The organism is Ekhidna sp., assembly GCF_040220215.1.
In the GTDB taxonomy this organism is placed as follows: Bacteria; Bacteroidota; Bacteroidia; order Cytophagales; family Cyclobacteriaceae; genus Ekhidna.
Map to the genome: position 1 here is coordinate 526,891 of NZ_JAVJTR010000011.1, position 18,298 is coordinate 545,188.

Genomic DNA, 18,298 nt, shown 5'->3' on the forward strand with positions numbered 1-18,298 from the left:
TTACAGGTGTCTCATTTAAAAGTATTGCCCAATTCCAAGTACAAAACCATTGACCTCTGGTTTTTGTAGGTTAAATCCATAATCGATTCGAAATATTGCATTGTAGATTTTCTTGTGAATAAACCGAAATCCTCCTCCCGAGAAAAATACAAAATTCTGAGAATCAGCAAAGTCAGCAAAATCACCTCCCGGATTACGCCAGGAGCCAGAGTCAGAGAAAATAACTCCTTGAATTGCTACCTTATTTTTGTCCAAAAGGGTATGTCGATATTCTGCATTAAGAATGATAGCTCCTGTACCCCTATCCACTCTATTTCCCACCCCACGAATGTTCAGATAACTATCCAAAACAAAAGGGGCAAAAGGGCTTTCTTCGTTTGTACTTAAACCCAACCTCAATCGTGATGCAAAATTCCCTCTGTCGCCGCTCCTCCAAAAGTTCTTAATATCATTGAATGCGATATAAAATGCAGGGTCAGTGTCTAATGAATGTACCGTTTGAAGGTTAAGTTGATTGTGGAATCCTTCAAGGTAGTGAAAATGATAATCCACACGATTCCAAACAAATATTGCTTTTCCTAAAAGTTTATTTTTATCCACTTTATCAGGAGCACCCTCTATACTTCCAGATGTGAATTTCCTATAGTCCTCCGTAAAAAATGCAGCACCAAACTCCACTCGATCCGTAAAATTGAAGTGGCGAATTAAATTAGTTCCAATCGTATAGTTATCGTACTCATACTCTACTGTCTGATCGGAAAAGAACAATGGTTCCAGCGTAGACCACTTTATTATATTAAGGTTGACCCCCCAGTCACTTTGCTTAATTCGATCGAAAGTAAGATGGACAGCCAGAGAGCTACGGTCGTAATATTGATAGTAGGCTGTCAACTTATTCCCCCTCCCATCCAGATTTACTTCTGAAGCTCCTAGCTGAATCCAAAAATTTTCTTCAATTCCACCAAAACTGAAAATGGGCAAGAGGGTGTAGAGCTCTTGAAAAGTGAAAACAACTCCTACCCCGTCATTTTTGGATTCAACGTCAAATGAAACATCTGAAAACATTTCGAGATTAGACAGACGCTGCTTAGTGACCTGAAGTTGAACAGAGTCCAATTGATCGCCAATCCTAATAGATATAAACTGTTGTAAATAGGAAGGTTCGGTTTTCTTCAACCCAACCAATTGAACGGAATTGATCTCTTGTGAATGGGAATGGAGAACGTTCAAAAAAGCAAATACAACTATTGCAATGTTTTTCACTTTTGGTGTATCAACCGGATGCCCAAATTTATCGTTTCCCCGGCACCTTCTCCTTCGCTCCCATTCCAGAAGTTGGTGTATAGGCCTTCCAGCTCTATCAAATTAGGAACTAGCTGATATTTGAGTCCAATGCCGGATTGAATAAAATAAGAAAAAAAAGCTGAAGCTGCTTCCCCATTAAGATCATAGTGACGAGGAAAATATTCACTCATACCATAAACGGTCCATCGGCTTGTTGGAAAGTAACTATAAAAAATACTCGTTTGTGTTTCAAGAAAGTTATTCTCAACGGAGGATCCATCCTTTACCAAACGATACCAAAAGGCCTGTTGAAAAAACAATTGCGATTTATCGCTCAATAGCATGTCAAAAAACACCTGATTCAACCACAGGTTTGCATCCCATTCAAGGAAATACCTGGTACCAGACGCTCCTTCCGAATCATCAGCCGTATTGAATAGAAAAGTGCTTTGAATTGAAAGTCTTGGGATATTCTTAAATGGAGCAACTTTTATCTTGGGTCCAATACCTGTTAAACCAGTAGAAGAATTGAAGTTATCTGCAGAATTATTAGAGGTCTTAAGCCAAACATCAAAACCCACATTAACCTGATCATTTAAACCATATAGAAATTGGTTGATGGATGTGAAAAACGTTTCTCGAAAACCTTTGGAAAGTTTGATGCCATCAGAATCAAATTGTTTTGTCTGAGTGTATAAGTTTTGGAAAGTTTTATACTCCCAATCCCCTTTTTTAAACAAAATGGATGGGGTATAATTCTGAAGGTTACTTTGCGAGTGGATCGCTGTAGAAACCAATAAAAACAAGGTGATCAGCGTGATTCTCATTTCTTTTTTCGAACAAAGAAACGTGTAAGTCACATAAACATCGGTCAACCCAAAGACAATTACGCCAGCTTCTCTAAATCCCGGATCAGGATTCGTCTTCTATCAAAGGTGATCAGGTTCTTTTCTCTCAGCTCATTCATGACAGTGGTTACCGTTTGTCTGGATGTCCCAGTGAGGCTGGCAATGTCTTTATGGGTTAGATGATTTTTGATCATCATCTCAAAACCTACTTTTTGCCCCTTTTCTTCCGCCATTTCTCGTAAAAACTCCACAATTCTCGTTCGGGCATCTTTAAATACCAGTGATTCAATTTTGCGCTCCATTTTACGCAAACGGAAACCCACGATTTTCAAAATCTTGAAGCTGAGCTCTTTGTTGTCCAGCATCAAATTCTGTAAATCATCAATGGTCATGGCACATACACGCGTGTCATTATCCATAGCCTGTGCAAAATCCTGTCGTTTTTCTTCCCCGGCTAGTGCCAGTTCGCCAAAAATTTCTCCCCGTGTCAGAATGGCTTTTACAATTTCCTTACCATCCGGACCGTAGGTTCCTATTTTCACACGACCATATGAGACCATGTAAATGTTTTCGGAAGACTGATCTTTGAAATAGATGAAATCATCTTTCTTATATACTCCGGGAGTATGCTGATCCTCCATGTAAGGAGTCTTCTTTGGACACAAAACCTCGAATAGGTCCGTGTCTTCAAAATACCATAGATTTCTTTCGGCGCTCATGATTTTGTGATGTCGGGATTATGCAAATTTGCAACAACCACGGGTTAACAACAATTATAACTAAAAAGCTCCCGAATGGATTATTTATATCTGAAAGCTCTTCATATCATATTCGTAATAACCTGGTTTGCCGGATTGTTTTATATCGTAAGACTTTTCATTTATCACACGGAAGCCCTGGAGAAACCCGAACCGGATCGATCTATTCTATCCAAACAGCTTGCCCTGATGAGCAGAAAGCTGTGGTACATCATTACCTGGCCATCTGCTATTATAACAATAATCCTGGGCACATCGCTATTGGTTAGTCAGCCTTCGTGGCTAAAAATGCCTTTCATGCATATTAAGCTGGGATTTGTGTTTCTGTTGATTTTATATCACCTGGGATGTCATAGCATTTTCAGGCAGCTTCAAAAAGGAACTGCAAAGTACAGTTCCATTCAATTGCGCGTTTTTAACGAAGCAGCTACGTTAATACTTTTTGCAATTGTGTTTTTGATTGTATTGAAGAATGAGCTCAGCTGGATATGGGGCACGATGGGACTTATTAGTTTTGCGATCGTATTAATGATTGCGATTAAACTCTACAAAAGATTACGGTCTAAATGAAAAAACTAACATTTCTATTGATTATCCTGATTGCCTGCGATCAGCAGACCTCCTCAGAAAAACTTCCTGTCCTTGGCAATACAGTTTATGAAGAAAACGACACCATTTATCACACCATCCAGGATTTCCAACTGGTAGACCAGGATAGCAGTATCGTGACAAATGAGACGTTTAATGACAAAATATATGTAGCCGATTTTTTCTTCACATCCTGTCCAACCATCTGTCCGAAGATGAAGGCACAGATGCTTCGGGTTTATGGAAAATTTGAAGATAATCCTGAAGTGGCAATTCTTTCTCACACCATCGATCCAACCTATGACACGGTCGCTCTCCTCAAAGATTACGCAGAAAGGTTGGGTGTGAGCTCGGATAAATGGAAGTTTGTGACTGGAGATCAGGATGACATCTATGATCTGGCAGAAAAAAGTTACTTGTCCATTGCGGACGAAGATGCTGATGCTCCCGGTGGATATATTCACTCCGGCGCATTCTTGCTGGTGGATAAAAACAGAAGAATCAGAGGTTTTTATGATGGCACAGTCCCTGAGCAAGTGGATGTTCTGATGAATGATATTGAAAAATTATTGAACGAATGAGAAATAGATATTTTGTAATAGGATTTATTGCTGTTCTACTTTTTGGATGTGGAGGTGGAAAAGAGAAGCAGGAGGAGGAAAAATCAGGACTTAGCTCAAGGGACGAGATACGCTTAAAGCAGTATCAGGTACAGGGAGCAAAAGTTTACGCTACTTATTGTGCCAACTGTCACCAACAGGATGGAAAAGGACTCGCTTCCTTGTATCCTCCCTTAGCAGGATCTGATTATTTATTGGAAAATCTTCCAAGAGCAGCCTGCATCATTAAAAATGGGCAGAGCAAAGAGATTGTGGTAAATGGAGTAACCTACAATCAGATGATGCCGGGCAATCCTATCACAAACCTTGAAGTAGCCGAAGTACTCACGTTTATCGCTAACGCATGGGGTAATGAGGGCGGATTAATCGGAGTTAAGGATGTAGATAAATGGATAGATGAGTGTGCTGAGGAGTATTAATCCTCTAAAATCTCTTTCCCTTTCGCGAGCGACCCATTCATGTTTTCCTTAACCTGCTGAATGGATTTTTTCTGTTCTTCCAGGTATTTTCTGATTTCTTCATCTGTGCCTTCAAACTCAGGCTCATAATCCCGCATCCACTGCATCATGCTTTCATTCGCATCACCTATTTCATCTGCTGCTGTGGTGAGCATTGCAGCACGATCAGGATTGCTCTCAATCAATGAATCTGCCTGAAGCAAAAGATCTTTTCTGGTTCTTCTCAGCTCACTCATTTTAGGCATCACTTCATCGTGAATGGATAGCACTTCACTTTTAAGACTATCAAGGGTAATCTCGTCTGATTGGTTTTCTTTAGCTGTTCCGCATGCAGTCAAAAGAATGATTAATAGTAGGGATAGGTTTTTCATTTGATTAATCGATTTTTACTTCAGCGTCTTTGAGGATGTACATGAGTTGATCGTAATCGGTATCGTTGAGCTCTAGCCTTCCGGTCACCGTCACAGGTTTAGCAGTGTACTTCACTTCTTCTTTGAGGTAAGCTTCTGCTACCGTCTCAGGTCCACTACCTCCACAGAAAAAACATGCAGCGATAGGGAGAGAAGAAATGATGATGTGTTTAGGCTCGAACATGCCCTCAAAAGGAATGATGAACCCTTTCAATGAAACTGTCTTACCACTCATTTTTCGTACATCATCACCAAACTTAGGCACATAGATTTCACCGTATTCATCCTGTGATTTTTCGTATTTCACATCTGCCATTGTTTCCCAGTTTTTGCTGGAATTGGTGAATTGAGCAGTGGCTCCAACAGAAAACAAAAGAGTGAAAAGGATTAAGCATCCTCTTTTGTTAACCATTGAGATCAGTGAGTTTGTGACTTGAAAGTCGATCTTACCTATTCCTAAATCTAATGTCAGTTTCTTCATAATATTTTAATTTTCCTTTACACGAGAGAAATCTGAGTGTAACCTGATATTTCTTGTCTCCGTTTTCTCAGTGCAATCTCCGTGCGCTCAGCGGTTATCCTAAGCTTTTGAAAGCGTTTCCGAGATATCTGACTTATACGCAAGAAATGCCGGAATGATCGAGGCAAAAATACCAACTACAAGGCTTCCCAACATCACATAGTATTCGTCAGTCACAAAAAACATTCCACTCGTCTGGATTTGTTCCATGGAGTTAGTTAAAATACCAAATCCGGCATGTGCTAAACCAAATCCACACAGGCTTCCGATGATTGTAAGTACAATTCCTTCTGTGAGAATCAGCAAAAAGATTTTCAGTTGGCTTGCTCCCATCGAGCGCATGATCGCCAATTCGTATTTACGCTCTTTTAGTGAATTGATCAATGCAATAAAAACACTTGTGGCACTCAGAATGATGATTACAAGCCCCAGTACATTCACCACATCTACTCCTACTCCAATGATATTAAACAGTCGTGCGGTTTCGTATGGGGGTGAAGCTGCTTGTAAGTTGCTGGTTCCATTGACAATTCTTGGCAGCTGAACAGCTGCCATTGGTGAACGATATTTTAATAGCAATGAAGTAATGTCCTCATTTTCTAATTGTTCATTGGTCACTTCCAGTCCCAGTCGATCCAGAGACACCAGTTCATGATGATTGCCTCCCTCTTCATGATCATGCTCCTCATGATTGCCGTGTACTTCCCATACGCTTTGCACTGAAACCAAAATCAATTGATCCATGACAGAGCCTGTAGACGCCATAATGCCAACCACCTCAAAAGGATGCTCTTCATGCCCTCCTGCTCCTTCCGACAAACCGTGTGCACTTTTCAGTTGATCCCCAACATTGATTCCAAGGTTTTTTGCAATTGTAGATCCTACAGTGGCAGTCATTTCACTGCCAAACCATGCACCTTCAGCGAGGCTAGCTTCATAAAGCTGTGGATATTCTCGGGTTGTTCCTACTATCCGATAACCCTGATAACTATCCCCTAGCGACAATGGAATTGCTGAGGCTACCAGCCTATTTCTTGTGAGATTATTCGCATCCTCCAATGAAATATTCCCCGTAGGGAAGTCTATATGGAAAATACTTGCAAGAATAATTTGCAAAGGACTTCCTTTTGCCCCTACAACCAGATCAATACCTTGGGCATTTTTGTTGATTTCATTCTTCAGAAATGTGCTGGTGAGCAAAATGGAAACGATGATTGCCACTCCAAATCCAAAAAGCAGCACACTTAGCAATGAGCTGAGTGGCTTAGCAAAAACGTTTTTAATGCTGAGTGAAAATAGATTCATAAGTCCAGCTCGTTTTTAAATTCACTTTTCACGCGATGATCGTGGGTAGCAACAATAAGGGTAGCTCCTGTTTCCTCTGCTTGTGACTTAAGTAGATCAATTACTTTTTTACAATTTTCATCGTCCAGACTTGCTGTGGGCTCATCAGCCAATAAAAGTTTTGGTGAGTTGATAACTGCTCTAGCTATCGAAACACGCTGTGCTTGTCCCTGACTGATCTGATGGATTTTTCTATTTTTTAAATCCTTTATTCCCAGTTGAGCAAGTACCTCTTCAGCTCGTTTACCATCCGTTTTTTTCTGCCCCAGGTATTGGGATAAGGTCAGGTTCTCCTTCACTGTTAGAGACCTTACCAAGTGCGGTTTCTGAAAGACAATCCCAATGTTTTCTCCCCGAAATCGGTCGAGTTTGGCATTTGATTTTTCGGAAAGGTTTTCTCCTCCTACTTCCAATAAACCCTCTTTTGGAGGCATTAATCCTCCTATCAGATGCAAAAGTGTCGTTTTGCCACTTCCTGAGTTTCCTAATATAATTCCGTGATTTCCTTTTTCAACCTCCCAATCCGGATAGTCAATTGTTGAGCTTCCATCATAGGAATGCTTTAGTCCTTTGATTCGCAGCATTAAATTCCCAGTTGCTTTTTTATTCTCTTGATTTGATGAACATGATGAATTTGGTGATAAATAAATGAGTCAACAGCTCTTTCCAGGTTTTGCCTCCCGCCCATCGGATGTTTATACACAAGCTTATTCATCCATTGCTCAGGGTATTCATCTACAAACATCTGAATGGCCTTTCGAGTTTCAGCCCACTTCTTCTTAATCTCTTCGAATTCATATTCAGGAGGGTCAGAAATGTAGGAAGGCGCACCCCATTTCAATGAACTCTTTAAGGCCTGATTGGTCCACCACATTCGAAAAGCATTGCCCATTCCTGATTCCTTCATTCTGTCTCCAGCGTGTACTTTCTTTTGCATGTATTTCAATGAGGCGGTTTCTGCGTCATTCAGATGAGAAAAAACCTGGATAATGCTCCATCCGTACGTGTGATCACTTAATTTTTCAGCTGGAATACCATTCAGCGAATCATAGATTTTCTCCGTTTCAGCATTCAGCCTTTTCAGCTTTTCGTTTATCCTATTTTTCACCGATATTCATTTTTTGCTGAAAAATATAAAAAAAGTTATCTTCGTTCCTGTAAATCAGCCTTTTATAAGGTATAACCCACCAAATAAACCCTTTTAACCAAAGGTGGTACTAAAAGAAGTACCAAATTATAAAGTATTCTACAATCACCTGATGTATTCTTGTGATAGATCAGATACAAAAAGTTACTCTCATACGCTTGTATTATTGTTCGTACTGTTAGTTTTTAAAATTAATATTGCGTTGAATCACCTTTAAATTGCACGGAAGTGAGTATTCTCGACATTATCGCCTTATTTATCTTCCTTTCAGGAGCGTTTATTTTCATAAACACTTTTTACCTGAAACTGCCATCATCAATTGGATTGATGATTATGGCATTGGTACTTTCCTTTTTTGTCTTAATTGTTGGGAATGTATTCCCAGAACTGCACCTGGCAGAGCATGTGAAGGAGTATGAATTTGAGGAGGTGCTCTATCAAATCGTTTTGACTTTCATGCTCTTTTCAGGAGCTCTGAATATAGATTTTAGGAAATTAAGTAGTCAGCGAAGCTCTGTTCTTGTACTTGCGATTGTAGGAGTGCTTATTTCTACGCTTGTGATCGGTACCGGGGTATATTTCATGCTGGACGCCATGAATATCCATTTGGATTTTCTTTACTGTCTGGTATTCGGAGCATTGATTTCACCTACTGATCCGATTGCTGTAACACGAACAATCAAGAGATTTAATTTATCCAAAGAGCTTGAAATAAAAATTGCCGGAGAATCATTGTTCAATGATGGAATTGCCGTAGTGCTGGCACTAACACTATTAGATATTGCCCATGCGGGCGAAGATCATACACTGACCGTGTTTGAGACGATCTATATCGTAATCGCTGATGTTGGGGGTGGTATTTTCATCGGGCTACTATTGGGCTACATTGGCTACCGTTTGCTGAAATATGTAGACAATGATGCGGTTGAAGTAGAGGTATTGATCACTTTAGCTCTTGTCCTGGTTGGTTCACAATTAGCTGATTTCATTCACGTTTCTGCCAAACAAGCAGCGGTTGTAATGGGGCTGGTGATAGGAAATGAAGGAAAAAGCACCCATGTGGCCAGTGCTGCCGGTGACTATGTGTTCAAATTCTGGAAACTTCTGGAAGAAACTTTCAGTGCCATGCTTTTCGTGCTCATTGGGCTTGAAATGCTCGTTTTGGATCTCAGGTTAGATTTCATAGCAGCAGGATTTTTCGCGATATGTATTGTTTTATTCGGAAGATGGACGAGTGTCTTCGTTCCTATTAAAATGATGTCCGTAAAAAATCATTTTGCGCCAAATACTATTTCCGTACTAACCTGGGGCGCTTTACGTGGAGGATTGCCGATTGCACTTTCGCTATCCCTTACTGAGTTTCATGGAAAAGATGTCATAGTCACAATGACCTACATTGTAGTGGTGTGTTCAGTTCTTTATCAAGGATTGACTGTTCCCACGCTCATGAGGTCTGCCGGAAGTAAGAGTAATACATAAATAACCTTGCTATCTCTTCTGACGTATCTTGCTAAATTTATGGCATGATAAGACTTAGCTATGTGTGTCTTGTCTTTGCGATCTTATTTGGTTGTAAAGACAATAAAGGAGAAACTGAAAAACCATCCTCACCAAGGATTCGAAAATCGACCAGCATTGAAAGCCCATCACAGAATCAAAACTTTACCAGAGGTTCCAGCATTCCTGTTTCTATGGCCACTACAGATGAGTTCCCGATAGACTCCATTGAAGTATCTGTTGGCGATGAGAATGTCGTTTTTAGCGATCTGAATTTTGAAGTAGATATTCCAAATCGACGGGTTGGTTCCTGGAGGTTACTTATAAAAGCTTATAGCGGGGAAAATTCTGAAACACACTACCGGAATGTGGTCATTCTTCCTGAGAATAAACCTGAAGAATACACCTATACTGTGGTGAACACCTATCCGCATGACACAGAAGACTATACGCAGGGACTCCTGATAAAAGACGGAGTTTTATACGAGAGTACAGGACAGAAGGGCCACTCAACATTTAAAAAGAAAGACCTCAAAACCGGTGAAGCTTTGAAAGTGGTCAATCTTGCTTCCAATTTATTTGGTGAAGGGCTAGCAGTAATTAACGATGAATTTTATCAGCTGACCTGGACTGCAGGTCAGGGCTTTGTTTACAATCAAGAGATGGAGCAGATTCGAACCTTTAACTATACGGTTGAGGGGTGGGGGCTGACAACCTTAGGTGAGGAATTGATTTTAACTGACGAGACTGAGAAACTTTACTTTGTCGAACCAAAAAGCTTTACCATCCAGCGTGAGCTTGAGGTATACGACGATAATGGCAAAGTAGACTCACTCAATGAACTGGAGGTGATTGACGGGTTGGTTTATGCTAATGTTTATCAGGAAGATTATCTTGTAGTGGTGGATCCTGAAACCGGTGAAGTGCTCCGGAGAATAGATTGTACCGGCATGCTAACCAGTGAAGAAGCGAAAGATGCGGATGTCCTTAATGGAATCGCACATGATGAAACAACGGGGCAGATTTACGTAACCGGTAAATGGTGGCCTAAACTATTTGAAGTGACTTTTCAACCAAAAACCATACAATAATGACATTAGAGGAAATTACAGGCAAAATCCAAAAACTAGCTGATAAACATAGTGGACAGTTTCAAGGAAAAGCAAACTTTAAGTTTGATGAAGGGGTAGTTCATCTGGATGATACTGTATCACCCACGGTTGTGGTAAATGAAGAAAGAGAGGCTCCATTTGCTATAAAAATGAGTGCAGAAAATTTCAACAAAATTTTATCCGGTGATCTTAACGTGATGATGGCCTTTATGAGTGGGAAATTAAAAATTGAGGGAGACAAAGGTGCTGCTATGAAGTTGACCGCACTCTTTTAAGGATTAGCAAACGAAGAAAATTGAAGAGCCTCTATTTGAGGCTTTTATTCTCAATCATTTAGATCCATCGCCTCCAAATCTTCATCAGGCGTATTATCGTTTCCGAGATTTTCCCTATTTAAGTATTTTTCAAAATAGATGTAAAGCCCTGTAGCCATTATGACTCCTATTAGTGAACCTGCCATTACATCAATTAAAAAGTGTTGAGACAAGTAAATCCTGGAGAGAGCTGTAAGGCTTGCGCCAATCAAAAACATGGATGAATAATTATTGCTTTGAAGCATCAAAGACATGAACGCCCCTAAGGCAAATGCTGCCATAGCATGTCCTGAAGGGAAGGAGTTCATACTCAATACATCCACCCCACTTACAATATGTAAAAGACCCGGTTCAAAATATATAATAGGTCTGGGCGCCTCCGGAAATAGAATGAATTTAAAAAACAGGGAAATTGTTAATACTGAAATTCCAATAAGAGCAAGAATGAACCCAAATCGTCTATTCAAAAAAATCAATAAAATACAAATCGCAGTAAAAAAGTAAACACTGCCTGTATGGGTCCAATATTTAAAAAAGATATCCCAAACCGGATTGTGAAGACTATTGAGCCAAATAACGAAATCACCATGACTTTGATAGAAATAAAAAACGACAGACAACCCAAATAGAATAAGGTAAGGGATGTAAAAAAGACTTGCGTTTTTTAAGCGATTAATCATAGACTAACGCAAGATATACAGTTTGCCAAATCCATGTTTAAATGCCCGATCGGCACTGGTAGCTCTTTGCTTCAGCGCATTACCTTCAGAGTTTATGAAAACTTTATAGAAGTACACCCCATTTGCAAGCTGATCTCCGTATTCATCCCGACCATCCCAGGCATAACTTGTAATATTATTTCCGATTCTGATCGGCCCTATCTCGTCCTGGGTTATTTCCCTCACCACTCTACCGGTCACGGTCATTATCTGAATTTTTATTTGATCCGGAATTTCGCTTCCTGTCAGTGTGAAAACGAACCTACACCTGGTAGAGAATGGATTTGGGTACGGATAAAAATGGGTAACCGTTGATTCATTAATTACCTCAAAATTAATCTGATATGGCTCTGTGCCTGCTTCATTTCCTGACTCATCCTGCGCCTGAATCTGGATGGAGTGCATCCCGTCTTCCAATGGTCCCGGTTGATATGAAATCTGAAAATCCTGATTTTCAGTTGCCAGCGTATACGTCAAACGCGGATCAGAGAAATTTACCCGCTGAAACTGGCTCTCTTCACCAGGTAATTTCAATGAAATATTAATTCCCACTGTATCTGTCTTGAAAATAAATGGATTATCATCCCTCATCTTTACGACAATGTTTGGATTAGGAGAAACTATATCTCCATCTAAAATATGATACCCATCAAATGTAACATCAATTACGGGGTTGGTCTCGTCCGCTTCCACTTCAATGAGGTTAGCTAAAGTGAGTCGGTTGTTTGAAGTATACGCTTCATTTTCATTTGCCATCACTTCTACAATCAGGCTATTTCGTCCATCCATTTCAAATGATGGGAAATCAGTACTGAAGCTTGTGGTATCACCACTTGCAGGTGGAGTAATCTTGAAGCTGGATTCCAGTATTTCTCCTGATTGTTGGTTGACTAAAGTTGCCATAACACTCAACGAATCTGAAAAATCAATAGCTGAGAGGTTCAGGAAATTAAAAGGCCGGGAAATTGGCTCACCTTCCTTAATTGTCATTAATGATTTATCAGCCGGGAGCAATATTCCGTCAGGAGGATATTGATAGTTCAATTCCCAAAAATTCAACTGGGCTGGTGTTTGATCGGTCTCATCTTCAAAAGTGAAAGTCAATTCCATTTGAGGATAGAGGATTGGATCTACTGTAGAAACATCTATGGATTCTGTCCGTGCTCTAGATTCGAGGGTGGTCAGATTACCATCTTTGTCAATCCCCTTCAGTTCAATGGTTATGTTATCGTTGGTCTCTTCAGAAATACTATATGTAAACGCATCCCAACTTTTAGATGGCCCTATCCTTTTACTCTTGAATGCTCCGCTCACAAATTTGCCTGTTACATCATCCTGAAGTTCGATACTTTGCTCGGTTACTGGCGTAGCGGATCCATTGTCAATAACAGTGGTTGCGGTCCCAGGATCAGCTCCTTTTCTCCCAAGAAAAATAACCGGTTGTCCATCCGTCAAAGAAGCAATTGTTCCTAAACTCACCCCAAGAGATTCTAAGGTCGAAGTAACTTGTGCATCCCAATTGGAGTAAACTACGTTCCCGATATTGAACATAACAATCATATCTCCATCACGCATGTTATCAACCAACACCTGAAATCTTCTCTCGGTACCTATCATATCTGCTTCATCAAACTGATAAATGCGCTGTGGCAGCCTGCCACAAACTTCATTGTTTTCCACATCCCTTGCTGTTGTTTCTATTGGTTTGTATGGATCACCACTTTCCTTATCAAATGCAATCGCATTAAAAGTATTTGTAGCGCAAGTTGGATCAATGGTGTTCGAGGTTACGAAGAAATCAAGACCACCTATAATGGCTTCCATATCTTCATAAGAATAGGTAGTATTGTCTACTCCAAACGTGAAAATGTCTATAGGCGTCACATTTTCTAAAAACTCCCAATTGTTGGTTACGCCATTGTACTTCACTCCAGTAACATTATTTCCTTCGATCTGATCCGGCCTGTATTGGCCCCAACCTTCTCCTATGTTATTGATCAGCGTGAAAGAAGACTCAACCCATTCATTAGTTTCATCAGCACTTACATTGGCATACCTGGTTCTCCAATAAACAGTGGATGTGTCAGGCAATGAGAAGACAGAAAAATCGAATGCGTGAGAAAGGAGCACCTCACCTGAAACGGTAAACTGCCGTTGGTTTGGTCCGAAAAAATCAGGTTGCGTATCAATCTCTAATTGATAGGCACGCTCTTCTTCTAATAAATTACTGGACTGCCAAATGAAGTTAACTGAAGAGTTTGATTGAGTGCCATTGTCTATTGGGAAAAGGTGAACGGTATTTCCGCTGAATATCGGAACTTCTAAAGAAGCCGAATTATTTGTTTCGTTGAGTTCTTCAGTTTCATTCAATGGATCTAAAACAACTGAAAACAAATTCAATCCTTCATTATCTTTAAGAAGGTCATTCGGAATGAAAAACTCCAGCGTATCCTGCCGTAATGGTCGCTCGAATTCTTTTAAATAAACCTGCTGTGAGCCATCCACAAACGTTCGGGTAACCTCCACGAACAATGAATCCTGAACAGTCCTGCCAAAGTTTTTAACAATCACGTCAATTTTAAATGAATCCTGTGTAGCTAAAATTACATTAGCACCTATAGCGGATGCACTTAATGAATTATCCTCGATCTGATAATCAGGAAATTCAGCTCCAAAAATTTTATATGCCGGATCTCCCTGCAAGACCATTTGTTGTATTTGTGTCAAATTCACATCACTGGTTCCATATTGAGCAGCATATCTACTAGACGTTTCCACTATCACATTTCCTACTGTCTCACCTATATAGACATCATCACCAAACCCTAGTCCATAAAAGAGATCACTCCATCTTTTCAACGTGGAAGAAAGTGCAACATCTGAATGAGCGATAAAACCGATCGCTCCTAAGTTCGGGGTGTTGAGCCAGTCTTCTCCGAAAGTGAAACCACTGCCAAAAATCTCCCCTGCTTTACAACCATTGACGAGGAAAAGTGGATACTTGCCCTGATTTGAAAAGCCGAAAGAAGCATCGCTGACTCTACCTATTTCAATATCTGTAACGGTCCCGCTTGAGTGTCCAAAAAATGTGATGTACCCGACCCCCTTATTCACTCTATCAGTCACATCTACAAATTCAACCGCATCACTTGTCTTTTTCCCGGTATTGAATGCTCTCCCACCAATAAAATCATCTATTAAAATGGAGGTGAAGCCTTGGATGAAATTGGTGAAACTGTTGATCTCAGATTCTGTCAAACCTCCGCTTAATTGCAAGAAATCCTTTCTGAAAAGATCATCAAATGGAAGAGCCTCCATTTCTATTACCTTGTTTAAGTAGGCTGTTACATCAGAAGTAGTAAAAGCATTTAATCTCCCGACCGGTATGCCAGGCAAATCAGGATCACCTCCAATTCCTAGTGTATACATCAAATCACTTCCGGGCAGGCCATAAGTCGGCACATTAACCGCCATTTGATCTCCACGATAATAGTTGGTGTTCAGTGTAAATCCCTTCCCAATAATGAAGACATTTTGAATAGGATTTTGATTATTAGCATCAATAATAAAATTCCGAATGGCCAAAGGTGAAGGATCACCGTAACTATATAAGTTGAAAAGATCATCGATATTTCCAATCTGAATACTATATGCTCCCCCAGTTGCCGATTCACGATAATCCTTATAATCTTCTACTGGGTCTCCTGCCCCTCGTAAGTCAGGATGAGTAATGATCAAATAGTCCTTGTTTCCAAGATTGTATTCGGGTAATGTAATCGGCTCGATAACAGGTGCTGTCAATGGAGTCGTTACAGTTAAAATCTCCTTCCCCTGAATGGCATTCGGAATAACAGCTTCTACCCTATCAGAGAAATTAGTTGTTGCGATTCTGATGGCGTTGTAAGGGTCAGAAACATCAAAGATTCGTGTACTTGATGCATTAGATGTGGAAATGTGCATCCATGCTTTTGACTGTGATGGGTTATTCAATGTGAATATCTTATTCTCGTTGACACCCAAGTTTATTGACTGGGGATATTTTACTCTGACATAGGCTACAGATATCCTTTCTGAAACTTCAGGAAAGCCTTTTGCAGTAGCTCTCACTACCAATTCTCCCCCAGCACCAACGCTCGCGTTTGTAAATGATCCTGAGAAAAAAGTTTTACCCCAGCCATCAAACTCAACGTTTGAAAGGACTCCCAACGAGCTTGCATTCGGGCCAATACTGATTTCCACATTGTGAGTGAGGCTGTTCCCTCCAATTATAACCATCTCAAGAGTAGGATTGGTACCCGAGGATTCATAGTCCTCCAGAAGAAAGCTGAAATCCTTTGTTGCATTTTTAGATTGAAAATTTCCTGTCCATCCTTCGCCATCATCGTATTTACTCAGACTGAATGCAGAACCGGAACCGAACTTTACTCCAGCTGCGTAGTTGCTAGTGAAAATCTGTATCGAATCCGCAATGTGGTAAGGTTCTGGTGATAATCCAGTGGCATTTTTATCTGAAGAAAAAACCATTCGCTTTCCATTTCCACTTCCAAGTTTATAGGTTAGAAAATAGCTGGCTGTATCTGCAAATAGACTATAAAATGTGTGGGGTTGATCTCCCGCATCATACAGCGGAGTATCACTCTCACCATCGTTTTTTAAGCCATAAAACTCAAAGTAATTCAATGTAAAATCATCATTTTTGCTCACATTTATCGCCACTTCCTGACCCCTTCTAAAGAGTTGGATTCTGTCGGCATCAATTTGAGAGGGGAATCCAATCGCTTGCAATTGTTCCTGATTGACCCGGTAAAATCCATCCTCAGCTACCTTGATTTTATAATACGATTGCGCAAAGTCAATCCATTCATTTCCCACCTGCCCGACAGCAGATGTCGCTGAAAAGAATAATATCGCTATGAGTTTATTCCTCCACATTGAAATCTACTTTTATTGAAAAAACATGAGAGAAAAGACCTGGAGCTAAATCCCCAATGTCTGTTAATGCATAATCAATAGTCAGCTCTTTTATACTAACACCTACCCCAAGGTTGGGCTGATAAGTCCATGAGGTAGTTCCATCAAAATCTTTTATTTGTTGAAACTGATTTACTCCAAATCGTAAAAAACCAATCCGCTTATAATCAAATTCAACCCCGGCCTTCGGATCAAGAGATATAACTGAAGAATGTACCAACGTATTTCTTTCCCCGTCAAAAGTCATATCAAGATCAATGGATGCCATTGCTCCAAAGTGTTGGCTGATATCAAATTCCCGGGATCCACCTATTATTAGTCTTGGTAATGTCACCTCTACCGAATTTACCGGGACATCATTTCCAGTTAATGCATAAATCTCCTCAACCTCAGCGGCGTTATGTGACCAGGCATTGAAAGTTCCTAGAATATCTCTGGCTACCAAACCCAACTTCCATTGATTGATCTCTTTCTGAGCGCCAACATCAAAACCAAAGCCCCAGGCTTTCGAAAAACTACCAACTGTCCTGTGAATAACTTTCAGGTTACCCCCAACATCTAAACCACCCCAAACCGGAAGCTCCCTGGCGTAGGAAACTAGAAAGCCATAATCAGCCGATGAAAAAAATTGAATATTGTCATAGTTGATTGAGCCATTGACATCAACCAAGAAACGGGTATCTGGAATGTCATCCACTGCAAAACGAATAACTGAAAAGGCTATTTTACTTTTTTCATCTACGGAAGTGGCAAAAGCAGCATAATCGTAATTTGCCAGGCCTCCAAAATAGGATGAATGCATTAGAGCCATTTGGTGATCCGAACCAAGGTTGTTTAACCCTGCAGGATTCCAATATCCGGCGGTCACATCATCCACAAATGAAACGGCCGTAAAGCCCATTCCAAATGAACGCGCACTTACACCGATATTCATGAATTCATTGCTATACTTTGGCGTATTATCACGGGATTCGCTTTCGTCCTGTGCCATTCCGACACACACGATTCCAAGACTAAGAATAGCAACTAAAAAATACCTCATACAAACTCTTATCAATCGCAATTTAGCTATAGCCATTCTATTGAAATAAAAGAGATCGTTGAATTCTGACTTATATACGACAAAAGGCAAAAAGTCTATTTTATTGAACTTTTTAAATATAGTATATGAATAAATAAAGAATATTACGGGTTCCGGATAATTTTATTGAAAGTACTTGGCCATACATAGTACCTTTACGTATACAGAACCGAAACCTACCATGTCTAAATAAAAGTTTGACCGAAATGAGAGCACATGAAATGAGTCCAAAAATGAAAGGACGAATTCCATATGGTTTTTTAATAAAGAGAAAGACATATGAATATTGAAAATACACAAGTTCAAATGAGGAAGGGGATTCTGGAGTTTTGCATTTTGCATATCATCTCCAGAGGAGAAGTATATGCTTCCGATATGCTGGTGGAACTGACCTCAGCCAAAATCATGGTAGTGGAGGGAACTTTGTACCCTTTGCTGACTCGGTTAAGAAAAGCCGGTTTAGTAGATTACAAGTGGGTAGAATCGCAATCAGGACCTCCACGAAAATATTATACGCTAACAAAGGATGGTGAAGATTTTCTAGGCGGTCTGGATCAGACCTGGACTGAACTGGTAAACTCCACTAAAAAAATCATCGCTAATAAAAACACCAAGAAGAAATGATGA

At 40.2% G+C, this 18,298-nt stretch carries 18 protein-coding genes; 7 read left to right on the plus strand and 11 right to left on the minus strand.

Features of this window, described 5'->3' with window-relative positions; all coding sequences use genetic code 11:
- Positions 1-15: 15 nt before the first annotated feature.
- Genes RIC88_RS06765 through RIC88_RS06775 form a run of 3 tightly spaced genes read right to left on the minus strand, consistent with a single transcriptional unit; the run spans position 16 to position 2,851 of the window.
- Positions 16-1,263: a POTRA domain-containing protein gene (locus RIC88_RS06765; RefSeq protein WP_350216758.1), complete on the minus strand. Its 1,248-nt coding sequence runs from the start codon at positions 1,261-1,263 to the stop codon at positions 16-18.
- Positions 1,260-2,111 carry a hypothetical protein gene (locus RIC88_RS06770; RefSeq protein WP_350216759.1) on the minus strand — a complete coding sequence of 284 codons (852 nt, stop codon included), beginning with the start codon at positions 2,109-2,111 and terminating at the stop codon, positions 1,260-1,262. The genes RIC88_RS06765 and RIC88_RS06770 overlap by 4 nt, the downstream gene beginning before the upstream one ends.
- A gap of 59 nt (positions 2,112-2,170) precedes the next feature.
- A complete protein-coding gene (locus RIC88_RS06775) occupies positions 2,171-2,851 on the minus strand; it encodes a Crp/Fnr family transcriptional regulator (protein WP_350216761.1) in 681 nt (226 codons plus the stop codon).
- A 75-nt stretch (positions 2,852-2,926) separates the two neighbouring features.
- Here RIC88_RS06775 and RIC88_RS06780 point away from each other — a divergent pair, with 75 nt between their 5' ends.
- From RIC88_RS06780 to RIC88_RS06790, 3 genes are read left to right on the plus strand one after another with little or no spacing between them, the layout of a single operon-like run.
- Entirely contained in the window at positions 2,927-3,460 is a 534-nt protein-coding gene (locus tag RIC88_RS06780) for a CopD family protein (RefSeq protein WP_350216762.1), read from the plus strand.
- Positions 3,457-4,059, plus strand: coding sequence for an SCO family protein (locus tag RIC88_RS06785; protein ID WP_350216763.1), 603 nt, complete (start codon positions 3,457-3,459; stop codon positions 4,057-4,059). The genes RIC88_RS06780 and RIC88_RS06785 overlap by 4 nt, the downstream gene beginning before the upstream one ends.
- A complete protein-coding gene (locus RIC88_RS06790) occupies positions 4,056-4,517 on the plus strand; it encodes a c-type cytochrome (protein WP_350216765.1) in 462 nt (153 codons plus the stop codon). Before RIC88_RS06785 ends, RIC88_RS06790 begins: the two co-directional genes overlap by 4 nt.
- Here RIC88_RS06790 and RIC88_RS06795 read toward each other — a convergent pair.
- From RIC88_RS06795 to RIC88_RS06815, 5 genes are all read right to left on the minus strand, one after another.
- Positions 4,514-4,927: a hypothetical protein gene (locus tag RIC88_RS06795; protein WP_350216766.1), complete on the minus strand. Its 414-nt coding sequence runs from the start codon at positions 4,925-4,927 to the stop codon at positions 4,514-4,516. The two genes, RIC88_RS06790 and RIC88_RS06795, sit on opposite strands and share 4 nt — an antisense overlap.
- Before the next feature lie 4 nt (positions 4,928-4,931).
- A complete protein-coding gene (locus tag RIC88_RS06800; RefSeq protein ID WP_350216767.1) occupies positions 4,932-5,447 on the minus strand; it encodes a hypothetical protein in 516 nt (171 codons plus the stop codon).
- 99 nt (positions 5,448-5,546) lie between these two features.
- Complete coding sequence (locus RIC88_RS06805; RefSeq protein WP_350216768.1) at positions 5,547-6,791, minus strand: ABC transporter permease; 1,245 nt, start codon at positions 6,789-6,791, stop codon at positions 5,547-5,549.
- Positions 6,788-7,414 carry an ABC transporter ATP-binding protein gene (locus RIC88_RS06810; protein WP_350216769.1) on the minus strand — a complete coding sequence of 209 codons (627 nt, stop codon included), beginning with the start codon at positions 7,412-7,414 and terminating at the stop codon, positions 6,788-6,790. The genes RIC88_RS06805 and RIC88_RS06810 overlap by 4 nt, the downstream gene beginning before the upstream one ends.
- Positions 7,414-7,938, minus strand: coding sequence for a DinB family protein (locus RIC88_RS06815; RefSeq protein ID WP_350216770.1), 525 nt, complete (start codon positions 7,936-7,938; stop codon positions 7,414-7,416). The genes RIC88_RS06810 and RIC88_RS06815 overlap by 1 nt, the downstream gene beginning before the upstream one ends.
- A gap of 267 nt (positions 7,939-8,205) precedes the next feature.
- Between RIC88_RS06815 and RIC88_RS06820 the strand changes: the two genes are divergently transcribed.
- From RIC88_RS06820 to RIC88_RS06830, 3 genes are read left to right on the plus strand one after another with little or no spacing between them, the layout of a single operon-like run.
- Positions 8,206-9,456, plus strand: coding sequence for a cation:proton antiporter (locus tag RIC88_RS06820; protein WP_350216771.1), 1,251 nt, complete (start codon positions 8,206-8,208; stop codon positions 9,454-9,456).
- A 44-nt stretch (positions 9,457-9,500) separates the two neighbouring features.
- Positions 9,501-10,565 (plus strand): glutaminyl-peptide cyclotransferase, encoded by a 1,065-nt coding sequence (locus tag RIC88_RS06825; protein ID WP_350216772.1) that lies wholly within the window; start codon positions 9,501-9,503, stop codon positions 10,563-10,565.
- Complete coding sequence (locus tag RIC88_RS06830; protein WP_350216773.1) at positions 10,565-10,861, plus strand: SCP2 sterol-binding domain-containing protein; 297 nt, start codon at positions 10,565-10,567, stop codon at positions 10,859-10,861. Before RIC88_RS06825 ends, RIC88_RS06830 begins: the two co-directional genes overlap by 1 nt.
- 50 nt (positions 10,862-10,911) lie before the next feature.
- On the opposite strand, the gene RIC88_RS06835 is transcribed toward RIC88_RS06830, so the two are convergent.
- The 3 genes from RIC88_RS06835 to RIC88_RS06845 form a co-directional block, all read right to left on the minus strand.
- Positions 10,912-11,367 (minus strand): phosphatase PAP2 family protein, encoded by a 456-nt coding sequence (locus RIC88_RS06835; protein ID WP_502879996.1) that lies wholly within the window; start codon positions 11,365-11,367, stop codon positions 10,912-10,914.
- Positions 11,368-11,583: 216 nt separating this feature from the next.
- Complete coding sequence (gene porU2 / locus RIC88_RS06840) at positions 11,584-16,551, minus strand: putative type IX secretion system sortase PorU2 (RefSeq protein ID WP_350216775.1); 4,968 nt, start codon at positions 16,549-16,551, stop codon at positions 11,584-11,586.
- Complete coding sequence (locus RIC88_RS06845) at positions 16,538-17,632, minus strand: putative type IX sorting system protein PorV2 (protein ID WP_350216776.1); 1,095 nt, start codon at positions 17,630-17,632, stop codon at positions 16,538-16,540. The genes porU2 and RIC88_RS06845 overlap by 14 nt, the downstream gene beginning before the upstream one ends.
- Before the next feature lie 345 nt (positions 17,633-17,977).
- On the opposite strand from RIC88_RS06845, the gene RIC88_RS06850 reads away from it, so the two are divergent.
- Positions 17,978-18,295, plus strand: a complete 318-nt coding sequence (locus RIC88_RS06850; protein WP_502879997.1) for a PadR family transcriptional regulator — start codon at positions 17,978-17,980, stop codon at positions 18,293-18,295.
- The last annotated feature ends 3 nt before the right edge of the window (positions 18,296-18,298 follow it).